Origin of the sequence: Faecalicatena contorta, assembly GCF_021531895.1 — a bacterium.
In the GTDB taxonomy this organism is placed as follows: domain Bacteria; phylum Bacillota; class Clostridia; order Lachnospirales; family Lachnospiraceae; genus JAFBIX01.
The window spans coordinates 18,345-33,402 of the sequence record NZ_JAFBIX010000028.1 but is presented as its reverse complement, the minus strand read 5'-3'; the positions used below and the strand labels follow the sequence as shown (position 1 = coordinate 33,402).

Below are 15,058 nucleotides of genomic sequence, written 5' to 3'. Positions count from 1 at the left end.
CAAAAAAGATAAATAGCACAAAATCAAAAATATAGTACATATCGATGCAAACGAACAAACAGCCACAGTGCCCGTAATTACAGGTATTATGGCTGTTTATTCTTCTTTTAAGTGTCAAAGATGGGATCTTAGCATATGCTTCCCAAAATTCCAATTATTCTCCATACAAACATCGTTCTCTCAATTATGCAAACTGCACAATCACATGCTCTCCTCCTGCTCCTGAAGCATAATACTGAGCATTAATCGCCTGGAAACTACCGGATCATTAATATCTACATCCAATATTTCATTAATTTTCCCAAGCCTATAGATCATCGTATTCCGATGAATATATAACTTCTTTGATGTCATGCTTACATTATTGCCATGAAGCAAATATTCTTTTAATGTATTATAAAATTCAGTCCCTTTCGCTTCATCCTCGTATTTTAATTGTAAAAGCTCATCTTCCAGATATCTCGCTTTCCCAATATAAGGCGCTGCACAGGAACAAACGATCTGAATATAGTAATCATATTCCATATATAGTCTCTTATCCGGTTCCACTTTTCGCCCAATCTCAAGTGCTCTTAACGCCATAAAACTTTTTTTATCAATCAGTTCACTTTTTTCAAATACATCACTAAATCCACAGAGCATATCATACTTCTCGCAGATTTCATCCAAAATATGTCGTATAATTCCTTCTGTTTCTTCCAGATGAATATCGCAAAATAATACACACAATGTACGTTCCTTAATATATACAAATGAATTGTGATATACATCCATTATCTGATTTCCGGCTTTCTGAAGCTGGATCATGCTATCTTTTTTTAATTCCAGAGTAGCAACAATAAATGGTGCTTTTACATATGCATCATACATTTCCTGCATACCCTTAAGTCTCAACCGTTCTTCAGTTTCTCCTTCAAACAAGCTCCTTGCAATCATACGCCTAAGGGTAGACGAATGATAATGGACCTGTGTTCCATAACGTTCAAGCATCATTCCCAACGCCTGACAGGTGATGTCATTTACCTGACAAATCATCTCTTTTTCATCTTCTGACATCTCCGCATCTGAAGAAATCATTTCGATGCAAAAGCCTTCCGTATTTCCTTTGACTTCTATAGAATTAACTACTTTATACTCTCTATCATCTTCTATATAAGTAGATGTTTTTTGTTCATTCTTATTTTGACATTCTATACATTTAGAGATAATTTTAATCATAGATTCCTTGTAAGCAATCTCTTGTTCTGACAGACATCCTATATCCAGTTTTTTGTCAGAAGCAGCCAGTACTTTTCCTCCGATATCCACTACCAAAAAAGATACTTCCGCATAATCTGCAATACTGTTGATTACTTTTTGCATATTACATTCTGTACTTAATATTTCAAATACTTTTCTGTAACAGACATTTAAGTCAAAATTCTCTTTCATGTATATATGCCCCCATTTTGCGACATCATTTACCATTCTAAAAACACTTTTAAATATTGATTTTATTATATTAAAGATAAAAATCTCTGTCCAATCGTTAATGTCTATATTCGGGTTCACTTATAGTAATAGTCAATTTTATATAAAAAAGGATATCTCATTTTGTAAGATATCCTTTTAACACATCATATTCTATTACAATATCTTCGATAAGAACTCCTGAAGTCTCGGATCCTTCGGATGTTCAAAGAACTCTTTCGGAGTTCCCTGTTCTTTGATCTGTCCTTCATCCATAAAAATAACTCTGGAAGCGACTTCTTTGGCAAATCCCATCTCATGGGTCACTACCACCATCGTCATTCCATCTTTCGCAAGCTGCTTCATCAACTCCAGAACTTCACCGACCATCTCTGGATCAAGGGCTGATGTCGGCTCATCAAAAAGCATAACATCTGGATCCATTGCCAGGGAACGGATAATCGCAATGCGCTGCTTCTGTCCGCCTGATAATTGAGATGGATAAGCATTTGCTTTTTCCTGCAGCCCAACCAATTCCAACAGTTCCATTGCCCGCTTCTGCGCATCTTCTGTCTTCTGTCCGAGAAGCTTGATTGGTGCCAGCGTAATATTCTGCAGAATCGTCTTATGCGGGAACAGATTAAAGTGCTGGAATACCATTCCCATCTTCTGACGATGCTTATTAATGTCTACATTTTTATCTGTTATATCAACACCTTCAAAATACACATGGCCTCTGGAAGGTACTTCTAACAGATTCAATGAACGCAGGAAAGTAGATTTTCCAGAACCAGACGGTCCAACGATTACTACTACCTCCCCTTTCTTTATTTCCTCGGAAACTCCGTTAAGCGCATGCAGTTCCCCGAAGATCTTATGTAATCCTTCTACCTTAATTAAGGTATCTCCTTGATTAGTGGTCACTGCTTCTTAACCTCCTTTCCAGAATATTTACAAGCTTTGTAAATATAAGTACCATTGCAAGATAAATCAATGCAACAGCGATCAAAGGCATAAAAGCGTCATATGTACGACTTCTGATGATATCTCCGCCTTTGGTAAGATCCTGCAGGGCAATATAACCAGATACAGACGTCTCTTTCAAAAGTACAATAAACTCATTTCCCAAAGCCGGCAAAACATTCTTAAATGCCTGCGGCATTATAATATAAATCATAGTCTGGGCGTAATTAAATCCAAGACTTCTTCCTGCCTCGAACTGCCCGCTGTCCACAGACATAATTCCCGAACGGAAGATCTCTGCCACGTACGCTCCCGAATTCAATCCGAACGCCATTACTGCAACAATTACCTTGCTGATATCCATACTTCCGAAAATTACAAAATAGATAATCAACAGCTGTACAACTACTGGTGTTCCACGGATTACTGTCAGATAAAGCTTACAAATTGCGTTCAAAATCTTAAGTTTTCCTGTCTTATCACAAGTGGAGCGGACTACTGCTACCAGAAAACCTAATACAATACCGATCAAAACTGCAAAAAACGTTACCCTGAGTGTAACACCCAATCCATCCAGTATATATTTCCAACGGTCATCTTTTATAAAATTAAGATAAAATTTATCCTGAAATGTCTGTAACATACCCTACATCCTTACTCTCTGATTATTCAGCGTCTGCTTTAATGTATTTTCCAATGATTTCGTCTAACTTACCAGAATCTTTTAACTTTGCAAGAGCATCGTTGATCTGGTCTTTCAACTCTGTATTGTCTTTTGCGATTGCAATTGCATATTCCTCTTCTGTAAATGCTTCATCTAAGATCTTAAGGCCTTCTGCTTCTTTTACGAACTCTTTTGCAGGCTGACCATCGATTACAACTGCATCGATCTTGCCCTGTGTCAATGCCTGAACCGCTTCAAAACCTTTGTTATACTGCTCAACAGTTGCATCTTCGATATCACTTGCATAGATATCACCTGTTGTTCCCAACTGTACACCGACTTTCTTTCCTACCAGATCGTCTGGTCCTGCAATATCGCTGTCCTCTTTTACAATAACAACCTGCGTTGCTGTTGCATATGGCTCTGAAAAGTCTACACTTTCCTTACGGTCTTCCGTAACAGTCATACCAGCAACACCTATATCAGCTTTTCCTGCTGTAACTGCCGGAATGATAGAATCAAATGCCATATCTTCAATCTCTAGTTCCATGCCAAGTTCTTCTGCAATAGCTTCTGCAATCTCAGCATCGATTCCAACAATTTCATCACCCTCATGGTATTCATACGGTGGGAATTCTGCGTTGGTAGCCATTACCAATTTGTCAGCCTTGCCACCATCCTCAGATTCTCCAGAATCTTTCTTAGATCCACATGCTGCCAATGAGAATACACATGCAGCTACTAATAATACACTAACTATTTTTTTCAGTTTCATACCTAATCTCCTCCAATTTGCTTTATTTATTATTCTGCATAAAAATACAAGCTAGTTCATATTCTATCATATTTTCCATAAAAAACAAGTGGATTTTTCCACATATTTTACAGGAAAAAGCCACTTGACTATGGATAAATTTTTATGCAAGAAATGCCTGAACAATCGTCACAAGAATAATCAAAGCTCCCAACACGATTCTGTAATATCCAAATACCTTGAAATCATGCTTCTTGATATATCCCATCAAGAACTTGATGGCAACAATTGACAATCCAAATGACACCAGACATCCCAAGAGCAAAAGTCCCAATTCTGAACCTGTAAAGTGGAGCCCAAATTTTACTAACTTCAGGAAGCTTGCACCAAACATGACCGGAATTGCAAGAAAGAAGGTAAATTCCGCAGCCACTTCTCTAGAAATACCAATCAACAAAGCTCCTATTATCGTAGCACCCGACCTGGAAGTTCCAGGAATTAACGCTAACATTTGAAAAAATCCAATCCACAGAAGCATTGGAACCGTCAGCTCCGAGATTTTTCTTACAGTTGCTCTTCTTCCTGCATTCCGATTTTCTACAATTATAAAGAGAATACCATAGACAATCAACATAACTGCTACAGGCAATGGTTTATAGAATATCTCATCCAAAATATCATTAAACAACAATCCTATCACTGCAGCTGGAACAGATGCAATCAATACCTTAATCCACATCTGCCAGGTAAGCATCTTCTGCTTCTGGGTTTTCTTTGGCGAGAATGGGTTCAATTTATGAAAATACAGAACTACGACTGCCATAATCGCTCCCAATTGAATCACAACATTAAACATTTCCATAAATTCATCGCTCATACTTGGCGAAAGCAGATCCCCTACCAGAATCAAATGCCCTGTACTGCTGACAGGAAGCCACTCCGTAATACCTTCAACAATTCCCAGAATGATTACTTTTAATACATCTAACATTTTTCTCTCCTTTTCTTACTGCAGCACATGCTCTTCTATAAAATGTGCAACTCCATCTTCGTCATTCGACAGTGTCGTCACATAATCTGCCGCTGCTCTTACCTCTTCAGTTCCATTAAGCATCGCAACACCAATACCTGCCTTATGTATCATGCTCAAATCATTCGATCCATCTCCAAATGCCATAATTTCTTCCCGGCTAATTCCAAGGATCATTCCGAGCTGAATCAAAGCATTTCCTTTACTTACACCAGCTGCATTAACCTCTATATTCTTAGTCAGTGCACCTGTAACCTCTATATCCGGTATTGCTTTTAACTCTTCCAGTGCTGCATTGCGGTCTTCTATATTCGCAAATATTGCCTGTACCTTGTCACTTCCTCTATTTTCCTCCTCAAACTTTGCACGAATATCAGGTACTGCAATTCGGGTCTTCACCAGATAATCTGCCATCGGCGCCTCTTCAAGATAACGATCAATGTCCTCCAATGCATCTTTCTCGGCATATCCCTTGCCATCATAATAAATCTCTCTTAAGGTATCATAATGTTCGAATATGTCCAGAAGTATTCTCGCTGTTTCTAATGGAACGGGGCACTCATAGATTGCCTTGTTCTGTCTCATATCAATGATTCTTCCCCCGTTGGCGGTTACCGCATACTTAAAATCAAGAATATCAAATAATTCTTTGGGGATTCCACTGATTGGTCTTCCTGTCGCCGGCATCACAATAATTCCCTGTGCCGCAGCATCCTGCAATATCTTCCCAGTATACGGCGTAATCTTTTTCTCTGAAGTCAGAAGCGTTCCGTCCAGATCAAGCGCTATTAATTTTGTCTTACTTCTCATATTCAGATAATTCCTTTCTGTCTTTCGAAAATAACATCAGCGATCTGCTAATCTTATTCTGAGCCTGTTCATACGCCTGTTCTCCATGTTCGATTAACTTTTCTACAACCTGTTTCTGTCCGGCTGGTGCAAATAGGATCGTATCCTTTGCCGGCACCATAATGATCAGATCGTCTTTTAATTTGTCTACACAAACTTGCCAGATATGCTTAAAGCATAAAGCACTTGCTTCATGGTGTCCGTCTGCAAGAACCGCAAATCCGCCATACCAGGTATTTGCAATGACAAATTCTACATCTCTGTTCAAATTCTCACAAGCTGTGTGATATAATTCCTCAATATCGCATTCCGGCGGAAGCATATTATCCTTTAGAACTTCATATGCTTCATCGCTTCTTTTAATAACAAATATAATCTTCAAATCACCGATAAATGCCACAACAGGAGTATCCTGTTCAGAAATCCTCTTGCCATTCAAGGCCTGTGTATCTGTAAGTTCTTCTTTTATCCAAGGATAAATATGTTTTTTTATATTGTCATATTTATAATGCTCTTCTTCATATTTTTTCATATGCATTCCTCTCAATCTTAAATTCTATATTCTATTCTAACAAAGTTTGCTTTATAAAGCAATTTGTTGTATAATATGTTGTGCACTTATCGTAGATAGAAAGGATATGAATATGATAAACCCAAAAAAGCAACGTATATTACGGTCACTCATAGCAATTGCTATCTCCACCGTAACAATTGCTTCTACAAATATTCCGGTATTCGCAGCGCCTTCTGCTGATGAATTGGAGATAACGACTGGTGGATTACAAGATCAGTTAGATGATTTGAACAGCCAGTTATCTGCTCTAAGCGCTGAGTTAGACTCTGCCGCAGCTCAGATTGAGGACTTATCAGCTGAGGTCGAGAAAGCCAAGCTGGATTTGGCCGCAGCTCAATTAAATGAAGAACTGCAGTATGATTCCATGAAAGATAGAATCAAATTCATGTATGAAGGTGGCAATGTTTCTTTATTGCAGATATTATTTTCTTCAGAAGATATGGCTGATTTTCTGAATAAGGCAGAATATGTCTCAACTATCAGTGAGTATGACAGACATATGTTGGACGAGTTAAAAGAGGTTCGTGTCAATGTAGAAAAAAAGCAAGAGGATCTGACTGCAAAGCAGGAAGAACTTGCACAAATGCAAAGTGATCTGACCGCAAAAGAAGAAGAGCTCAACTCAAAGATTGCTTCTACTTCCGGACAATTGGATGATTATAAAGAACAGCTGGACCGTGCACGTGCCGCTGAGGAAGCAAGTAAAACTGCACAGAATAATCAGATTGCTGGTTCTGTCACATCGCCTGGCAATGGTGATCAGAACAACAATGGTTCTTCAGGTTCAACTACCAACGGAGGAAATCCAATCGATGCTTCCACCTCAGATGTAGCTTTGTTTGCCGCTTTACTCCAATGTGAGGCCGGTAATAGCTATGATGGTATGTTAGCTGTAGCAACGGTTATCATGAACCGTGTTGCCAGCCCGAGTTATCCAAGCACCTTACGCGGTGTCATTTATCAGTCTGGACAATTTAGTCCTACCTGGAACGGTTCTTTGGAGCGTGTCCTTGCAAAGGGACCATCCTCCACAGCATATTCTGTTGCACAGGCCGCTTTGGGCGGTGCACGGCACTCTGCAGTTATTCATTGCTATAACTTCAATTATGCTGGTTCTGGAGTTCAGGGAATTAATATTGGTGGAAATGTCTTTTATTAATATTTTAATATGATATTTTTATCTTGCTTATTAACTTCGCAGATAGATAATATGTATCTCATCATATAACATAAGAGAGAGGATATGGAATTTATTTTCCGTATTCTCTCTCTTTTACTTTATTCTCTTTTACTCTGTTCTCTTTTACTTTATTCTCTTTTATTCAACATGGCTATTGATAATCCATAACGTCAATCCATTTCATGAGGAAATCTTTTTCCAGCTCATTATCTTTTTCTAACTGTGATGCTGCTACGATTGGAAGCCATTGCTGTACATACTGCTTTGCAGTGTCACTCTTCTTGCAGAAAAGCTTCATATAGAGGTCAGCTGCATCCTGATCTTTCAGTGCAAAAAGAAGGTAAGTCATAGCTGCATCCGCACTGGCATTTCCCTGGGTCGCATGCGCCCAGTCAACAACCGTCATCTTGCCATTCTTTCCTACAATTACATTACTTGGATTAAAATCACCGTGGCAAAGCTTAGTGTGCTTCGGCATACTCTCCAGACGGGTCAACAATTCATACCTCTGTGTTGCATCTAATTCTTTTAGTCCATTAATCTGTCTCGCCAGTTTATCCTTTAATTTGTTAAGCATCGGCGCTTTCTTACTCTGAACCTTCAGCTGCAGATCCACAAAATCTGACATATATTTTTCCAGATTATCATGGTCCACCTTCATCATCTCTTCCAAAGTCTTTCCTTCTTTATACTCTATAACCAGAGCCCATTTGCCATCAATCTGTGTAACCTCTTTTAATTGCGGAATATCCAATCCTGATTCCTCTACTCTTACTGTATTCAACGCCTCATTAAACACTGCAGATTTTGGATGTGTGGTCTCGAATACCTTGACAATCTCTTTATCGCATTTGTAGACTTCTTTGTACGGACGTTTCACGATCAAATTACTTCCTTCAAGTTTCATAAGCTGTGCCTCCTTGTATAATACTTCCGATCTTTTATTTGTTAACTGCATTATACACCCTTAAATTTCATTTGGAAAGAGTAATTTGATATTTTTTTAACTTATTTTTATTGCATATTTTTATTGTTAAATAATTAACCTTATTCATTTGGGTACACCCCTTTTTCCATTTAGGTACACCACAAAACACAATTAGGGACGTAGACTTTTTTAAAAAGTCTACGTCCCTAATATTAACCGTAGTAACACTTCAGATAGATTTCTTTCATTTCTTTCATGAGTGGATATCTCGGGTTTGCTCCTGTACACTGGTCGTTGAAGGCTTGTTCAACCATATCATCCAATGTATCGAGGAAGTATTTCTCGTCGATTCCGTATTCTTTGATGGATTTTTTGATTCCGATCTTTTCTTTGAGGTCTTCCAGTTTTGCGAGGAAGTTTTCGAATACTTCTTCGTCTGTCTTGCCTTGGCATCCGGCAAAGCGTCCTAATTCTGCGTATCTTGCAAGTGCGTGTGGATACTGGTACTGGGAGAATGTTCCCATCTTGGTCGGAACTTCTGCTGCATTGTATCTCATGACTTCTGTCAGGAGAACTGCGTTTGCGACACCGTGTGGCAAGTGATGGAATGCTCCAAGTTTGTGGGCCATGGAGTGGTTCAGGCCAAGGAAAGCATTTGCGAATGCCATACCAGCCATACAGGATGCATTTGCCATCTTTTCTCTTGCGATTGGGTCATTGGCTCCGTTTGCATATGCAGATGGCAGATAATCGAATACCATCTTAACGGCTTTCATTGCAAGTCCATCTGTGTAGTCTGTTGCCATAATGGATACGTATGCTTCGATTGCATGTGTCATAACGTCGATACCGGATGCGCTTGTCAGTCCTTTTGGAGCTGTCATTGCATTATCTACGTCGACGATTGCCATATCTGGAAGTAATTCGTAATCTGCAATCGGCCATTTTACGCCTGTCTCTGCATCAGTGATGATGGCAAATGGTGTCACTTCAGAACCTGTACCAGAAGATGTCGGGATTGCAACAAAGTAGGCTTTCTCTCCCATTTTTGGGAAGGTAAATACTCTCTTGCGAATATCCATGAAGTCCATAGCCATGTCTTCAAAGTTTGCTTCTGGATGCTCATACATCAGCCACATAATTTTCGCTGCATCCATTGCAGATCCACCGCCAAGTGCGATGATTGTATCTGGTTCAAATGCTCTCATCTGGTCTGTTCCTTTTTGTGCACACTGCAGAGTCGGATCTGGTGCTACTTCATAGAAGCATGTATGCTGAATTCCCATCTGGTCTAATTTCTCTTCAATTGGTTTTACATAACCATTTTTATATAAGAAGGTATCTGTTACGATAAATGCTTTTTTCTTGTGCATCACTGTTCCGAGTTCATCGAGTGCCACCGGCATACAGCCTTTCTTAAAGTATACTTTCTCAGGTGTTCTAAACCACAGCATATTTTCTCTCCTCTCTGCGACCGTCTTAATGTTAATCAGATGTTTTACACCTACGTTCTCAGATACAGAGTTGCCTCCCCAAGAACCACATCCAAGTGTAAGAGATGGAGCAAGTTTAAAGTTATAAAGATCACCGATACCGCCCTGAGAAGATGGAGTATTGATTAAGATACGACAAGTCTTCATTGCTTCTGCATGTTTTGCAATCTTCTCTTTCTCTGCAGGATGAATATACAGAGAAGATGTATGTCCATATCCGCCATCTGCTACCAACTGTTCAGCTTTTGCAAGGGCTTCATCAAATGTTTTTGCTCGGTACATTCCAAGTACCGGAGATAATTTCTCATGCGCAAATTCTTCAGAGATATCAACGGATTCCACTTCACCGATTAAGATCTTGGTATCTTCCGGAACATCTACACCTGCGAGTTTTGCAATCTCATATGCAGATTTTCCTGGGATCTTATTATTTAAGGCACCGTTGATAATGATAGTCTTACGAACTTTATCCAGCTCTTCGCCTTTTTTCAGGAAATAGCATCCACGATATGCAAATTCTTTCTTTACTTCATCATAGATACTGTCGAGCACCGTTACAGACTGTTCGGATGCACAGATCATACCATTGTCAAATGTTTTAGAATGAATGATAGAATTTACTGCCATCTTGATATCTGCTGTCTCGTCAATAATAACAGGAGTATTTCCAGGTCCAACGCCAAGTGCCGGTTTTCCTGAAGAGTATGCAGCCTTCACCATTCCAGGTCCACCTGTTGCAAGGATAATATCTGCATCTCTCATAACTGTATTGGTAAGTTCCAGGGACGGAACGTCAATCCATCCGATAATTCCTTCCGGTGCTCCTGCTTTGACAGCTGCATCCAGAACAATCTTTGCTGCAGCGATCGTACAGGCTTTTGCTGCCGGATGTGGACTGATGATAATTGCATTTCTGGTCTTCAAGCAGATCAATGTTTTGAAAATTGCTGTTGATGTTGGGTTAGTTGTAGGAATAACTGCCGCTACAAGGCCAATTGGTTCCGCAATCTTCTTAATTCCATATGCTGGGTCTTCTTCAATAACTCCGCAAGTCTTGGTATTCTTATAAGCATTGTAAATATACTCTGCTGCGTAATGATTCTTAATAACCTTATCTTCCACGATACCACGACCAGTTTCCTCAACTGCCTGTTTTGCAAGAGGAATTCGCATCTTGTTTGCTGCCATTGCTGCCTCGAAGAAGATCTTATCTACCTGCTCCTGTGTGAATGTAGCGAAGATCTTCTGTGCTTCTCTCATCGCCTTCATCTTTGCTTCAAGAGCTTCGACATTATCAATAATCTCTGGTACTGCCTCTTTTTTCTTTGCCATTTTGATTATCCTCCCTGTAACTGTGTTACTATCGTTTCAATGGTCATAGTATAACTGTGTGTTAATTATTTGTCAATATGTTTTTGATATTTTTTTAACGATAATGACAAAAAAATAACAGGGGACGTAGTATTTTTTAATTTTACTACGTCCCCTATTAACTATTTTTTAAAATCCTTTGCCGTAATTTACTATTTTTGCATCATGTTCTGTATGTAACAGCATATGCGCTTTATGTGACATTGGTTTTTCAAAATATTCTTCGTACATTTGAAGGATATCTGGATTCTCATGTGAGAATCGAATGTCATAATTATCATCCAGATAATACAGGTTCTTGCCGCGTTCAAAGGCCAGCTCTTCACCATCGTGGATTGGCTGTCCGCCTCCGCCTACGCAGCCTCCTGGACATGCCATAACTTCTACGAAGTCGTAGTGTACTTCTCCTCGTTCTATCTTATCAAGCAGTGCTCTGGTATTGCCAAGACCGCTTACAACAGCGGTTCTGACGGTAATATCATTAATCTGGAAATCTGCTTCCTGTACACCATCATTTTCGTTGAAGCCTTGACTTCTTACTGCAGTAAATGCATCTGCCGGTGGATTTTCTCCTTTGATGATATAATATGCGGATCGAAGCGCTGCTTCCATTACACCGCCAGTTGCTCCAAAGATGACACCAGCTCCTGTACCAGCCTGCATCGGGCGGTCGCTTTCAATATCTACCAATGTATCAGGGCTGATGTGTGCAGAACGAATCATTCTTACCAGCTCTCTGGTCGTGATTACTGTATCAATGTCATGTCCTGCATATTCTCCATAGAACAGTTCCATCTCGCTCTCGCCTTTTTTCGCAACACAAGGCATTACAGACACGGTGTAGATTTTCTCTGGTGATACACCTAGTTTTTCTGCAAAGTAGGTCTTCATTGCTGCGCCGAACATCTGCTGTGGTGATTTTGCAGAGGATAAATATTTTACCAAATGTGGATACTGTGTTTTAATAAAACGAATCCATCCTGGACAGCATGATGTAAACATCGGGCGATCTTTCAGTTCACCATTTGTAAAACGCTGAACAAATTCGTGTCCTTCTTCCATGATTGTCAGATCGGCTGAAAATACAGTATCAAACACGTAGTCCACACCCATACGCTTCAAGGCATCCAATATCTTTCCAATGGTTGCATCTTCTGGAGCAAGTCCAATCTGTTCGCCCCATGCAGCACGTACAGCCGGTGCAACCTGAGCTACAACAATTTTATCTGGATCTGCAATTGCTTCCCAGACCTTTTCCGTATCATTTCTCTCGCTCAATGCTCCTACCGGACAATGTGTAATACACTGTCCGCACAATGAACAGTCTGCTTCCTGAATGTTCTTATGACCACCTACATTTACAGTCGTTCTGGATCCGGTTCCTTCCACATCCCAGACACTCAATCCCTGTACTTTATCACAGACCTGAATACACCGCATACACTTAATACATTTGGAGGAATCACGGATCAGTGGAAAATTCTTATTCCAAGGCTGTTTCTCGATCTCCATCTTGTATGGAATATCGATAATATTCAAGTCATTGGCAACTGACTGAAGGCTACAGTTGCCACTTCTTGAACATGCCACACACTGACAATTATGCTGAGATAAGATCAACTCTACATTGGTTTTTCTGTCCCTGCGTACTTTTGGACTGTTTGTATGGATTACCATACCTTCCTCAGCAACATTATTACATGAGGTAATCAGTTTATCCTTTCCCTCTAATTCAACTACACATACACGACAGGCTGCGATCTCGTTAATTCCTTTCAGATAACACAATTTAGGAATATGAATCCCATTTTGAGCGGCAGCCTCCATAATCGTGGTATTTTCTTTTACGGATATTTGTTTTCCATCAATTACAAGATTTACCATAATGTCTCTCTGCCTCCCTTAAATATGCCATATCCAAAATGATCACACCGCAGACATCTGCTTGCTTCCTGTTTTGCTTCTTTTTCGGTCATGCAGTTCTCTACACCCTCAAAATCACAGACTCTTTCACAAGCTTCTCGTTCTGTAAGATTCACACGTCCACAAGGTGTACGGTCATCCAGATGTGCCTCTGGAATCTCTACGTCACAGGAAATTTCATGGTGATAGCCGAGATATTCATCAATATTAGCCGCTACAACCTTCGCTGCAGCAATTGCCTTTATTACAGAAGCAGGGCCGCTTGCGCAGTCTCCTCCTGCAAATACTCCTGGCATATTTTCAAAGGTTCCTGTGCTCTTTGTAACAATCTTACCACGTTCTACCGGAATACCAGCTTCCTCAAAATGGCGTGTCTCAATATTCTGACCGATTGCAACAACCAATACATCGCATGGAATATAAATATCCTCTTCGCCAGTCGGTTTGATACTTGCTCGTCCATCCTTGATTGCACTTACCATCTGCGGAGTCACATAAATACCTTTGATATGATTATTTTCATCAATATCCAGTGACGCAGGTGCTTTTAATGTCTGAAGTTCGATTCCTTCAGCAACAGCGCCGTCAATTTCTCCTGGAAGAGCTGTCATATCTGCAACTCTTCTTCTGTACACAATACTTACTTTCTTAGCACCGAGACGTTTTGCCGTACGAACCGCATCCATAGAAACATTGCCGCCCCCGATGACAGCAACTTCCTTGCCGGTCAGATCCATAATCTCGTTCTTGCCTACATTTCTCAGGAACTGAACAGCAGATAATACTCCATCTGCATCTTCCCCTTCCAGTCCCAGTTTTTTATCTGTGCTTGCCCCAATCGTAATCAGCACAGCATCGTATTGTGCTCTCAGTTCTTGAATTGTGATATCCTGTCCAATCTTAAGACCATGTTTTACCTCTACGCCAGTCTTTAAAATAGCATTGATATCTTCGTCTAATCTTTCCTTAGGCAGACGATAATTCGGAATTCCATAACGAAGCATTCCCCCAAGTTTTGGAAGCATCTCATATACCGTAGCCTGATGACCCATCAGCTGCAGATAGTATGCTGCACTTAACCCTCCTGGACCTCCGCCGAGTACAGCAATTCTCTTTCCTGTACTTGGTGCACATTTCGGTGGCTCTACCTCACCAGCAAAATCAGCAGCCACCCTCTTAAGACCACGAATATTGATGGAATCATCCACCATATTTCTTCTGCAGCGTGCCTCACATGGATGCTCGCAGATAAAACCACATGTTGTCGGGAACGGGTTGTCCTTCCTGATCAAACGAATTGCATCTGCATATCTGCCTTCCCCAACTAAAGCAACATATCCCGGAATATCTACATGTGCCGGACACAAAGATACACACGGTACCGGCTGATTATATGTACAGGTACATCTTCCATTTTTAATATGCTCCACATAATCATCACGGTATCCGATCAGTCCCTTATATACCATATTTGCAGCTTCATACCCGATGGCGCAATCGGCTGACTCCATGATAGATAAGGCAGTCTGCTCCATAACATCCAATGTCTCCATAGTTGCTTTTCCATCAAGTACATCCTTGATGAAATGATTCAATTGCCCCAGTCCAATTCGACACGGAACACATTTGCCACATGTCTGCGCATGGCATAATTCCAAAAATGCACGTGACATGTCTACCGGGCATAATCCCGGTGGGCTGGATTCAATTCTTCGCTCTAAGTCTTTATACAATCCTTCCATTACAATTCTGGCTCTCTTAGGCGAAGCGATCTCTAACCTACTCATTAACAACATCCCTTCTTTCTTTTTTCTGGTGCATCACACAGTTTATTTATTATATCACTATATTTGAAGTTTGTATTCAGTTTTTCTATAAGT

Annotated in this window: 12 protein-coding genes; 1 reads left to right on the top strand and 11 read right to left on the bottom strand. The window is 40.2% G+C overall.

From position 1 onward, the window contains the following. Window positions 1-201 precede the first annotated feature (201 nt). From JQM81_RS11290 to JQM81_RS11260, 7 genes are all read right to left on the bottom strand, one after another. A complete protein-coding gene (locus JQM81_RS11290) occupies window positions 202-1,431 on the bottom strand; it encodes a PucR family transcriptional regulator (protein WP_235233743.1) in 1,230 nt (409 codons plus the stop codon). 195 nt (window positions 1,432-1,626) lie between these two features. After that, window positions 1,627-2,373, bottom strand: a complete 747-nt coding sequence (locus JQM81_RS11285; RefSeq protein ID WP_328282621.1) for an amino acid ABC transporter ATP-binding protein — start codon at window positions 2,371-2,373, stop codon at window positions 1,627-1,629. Then, window positions 2,363-3,055, bottom strand: a complete 693-nt coding sequence (locus tag JQM81_RS11280) for an amino acid ABC transporter permease (protein WP_235233740.1) — start codon at window positions 3,053-3,055, stop codon at window positions 2,363-2,365. The genes JQM81_RS11285 and JQM81_RS11280 overlap by 11 nt, the downstream gene beginning before the upstream one ends. Before the next feature lie 22 nt (window positions 3,056-3,077). Then, window positions 3,078-3,851, bottom strand: a complete 774-nt coding sequence (locus JQM81_RS11275; protein WP_235233739.1) for a basic amino acid ABC transporter substrate-binding protein — start codon at window positions 3,849-3,851, stop codon at window positions 3,078-3,080. 142 nt (window positions 3,852-3,993) lie between these two features. Next, window positions 3,994-4,821, bottom strand: coding sequence for an undecaprenyl-diphosphate phosphatase (locus JQM81_RS11270; RefSeq protein ID WP_235233738.1), 828 nt, complete (start codon window positions 4,819-4,821; stop codon window positions 3,994-3,996). Window positions 4,822-4,836: 15 nt separating this feature from the next. Further along, complete coding sequence (locus JQM81_RS11265) at window positions 4,837-5,670, bottom strand: Cof-type HAD-IIB family hydrolase (RefSeq protein ID WP_235233737.1); 834 nt, start codon at window positions 5,668-5,670, stop codon at window positions 4,837-4,839. Next, window positions 5,660-6,241, bottom strand: coding sequence for a hypothetical protein (locus tag JQM81_RS11260; protein WP_235233735.1), 582 nt, complete (start codon window positions 6,239-6,241; stop codon window positions 5,660-5,662). Before JQM81_RS11260 ends, JQM81_RS11265 begins: the two co-directional genes overlap by 11 nt. A 112-nt stretch (window positions 6,242-6,353) precedes the next feature. Between JQM81_RS11260 and JQM81_RS11255 the strand changes: the two genes are divergently transcribed. Continuing rightward, the gene (locus tag JQM81_RS11255; protein WP_235233734.1) at window positions 6,354-7,442 is read left to right on the top strand and encodes a cell wall hydrolase; all 1,089 of its coding nucleotides are present in this window, start codon (window positions 6,354-6,356) and stop codon (window positions 7,440-7,442) included. 172 nt (window positions 7,443-7,614) lie between these two features. Here JQM81_RS11255 and JQM81_RS11250 read toward each other — a convergent pair whose 3' ends face one another. The 4 genes from JQM81_RS11250 to JQM81_RS11235 form a co-directional block, all read right to left on the bottom strand. Further along, window positions 7,615-8,370, bottom strand: coding sequence for an aminoglycoside phosphotransferase family protein (locus tag JQM81_RS11250; protein WP_235233733.1), 756 nt, complete (start codon window positions 8,368-8,370; stop codon window positions 7,615-7,617). A 233-nt stretch (window positions 8,371-8,603) separates the two neighbouring features. Continuing rightward, the gene (gene adhE / locus JQM81_RS11245) at window positions 8,604-11,216 is read right to left on the bottom strand and encodes a bifunctional acetaldehyde-CoA/alcohol dehydrogenase (RefSeq protein ID WP_235233732.1); all 2,613 of its coding nucleotides are present in this window, start codon (window positions 11,214-11,216) and stop codon (window positions 8,604-8,606) included. Between the two features lie 168 nt (window positions 11,217-11,384). Beyond that, complete coding sequence (locus JQM81_RS11240) at window positions 11,385-13,139, bottom strand: [FeFe] hydrogenase, group A (protein ID WP_235233731.1); 1,755 nt, start codon at window positions 13,137-13,139, stop codon at window positions 11,385-11,387. Next, on the bottom strand, window positions 13,133-14,965 hold the full coding sequence (locus tag JQM81_RS11235; protein WP_235233730.1) for an NAD(P)-binding protein: 1,833 nt from the start codon (window positions 14,963-14,965) through the stop codon (window positions 13,133-13,135). The genes JQM81_RS11240 and JQM81_RS11235 overlap by 7 nt, the downstream gene beginning before the upstream one ends. Between the last annotated feature and the right edge of the window lie 93 nt (window positions 14,966-15,058).

Coding starts and splice junctions, on each gene's coding strand:
- JQM81_RS11290 (WP_235233743.1), bottom strand. CDS start 1,431: ATGAAAGAGAATTTTGACTTAAATGTCTGTTACAGAAAAGTATTTGAA.
- JQM81_RS11280 (WP_235233740.1), bottom strand. CDS start 3,055: ATGTTACAGACATTTCAGGATAAATTTTATCTTAATTTTATAAAAGAT.
- JQM81_RS11275 (WP_235233739.1), bottom strand. CDS start 3,851: ATGAAACTGAAAAAAATAGTTAGTGTATTATTAGTAGCTGCATGTGTA.
- JQM81_RS11270 (WP_235233738.1), bottom strand. CDS start 4,821: ATGTTAGATGTATTAAAAGTAATCATTCTGGGAATTGTTGAAGGTATT.
- JQM81_RS11265 (WP_235233737.1), bottom strand. CDS start 5,670: ATGAGAAGTAAGACAAAATTAATAGCGCTTGATCTGGACGGAACGCTT.
- JQM81_RS11260 (WP_235233735.1), bottom strand. CDS start 6,241: ATGAAAAAATATGAAGAAGAGCATTATAAATATGACAATATAAAAAAA.
- JQM81_RS11255 (WP_235233734.1), top strand. CDS start 6,354: ATGATAAACCCAAAAAAGCAACGTATATTACGGTCACTCATAGCAATT.
- JQM81_RS11250 (WP_235233733.1), bottom strand. CDS start 8,370: ATGAAACTTGAAGGAAGTAATTTGATCGTGAAACGTCCGTACAAAGAA.
- adhE (WP_235233732.1), bottom strand. CDS start 11,216: ATGGCAAAGAAAAAAGAGGCAGTACCAGAGATTATTGATAATGTCGAA.
- JQM81_RS11240 (WP_235233731.1), bottom strand. CDS start 13,139: ATGGTAAATCTTGTAATTGATGGAAAACAAATATCCGTAAAAGAAAAT.
- JQM81_RS11235 (WP_235233730.1), bottom strand. CDS start 14,965: ATGAGTAGGTTAGAGATCGCTTCGCCTAAGAGAGCCAGAATTGTAATG.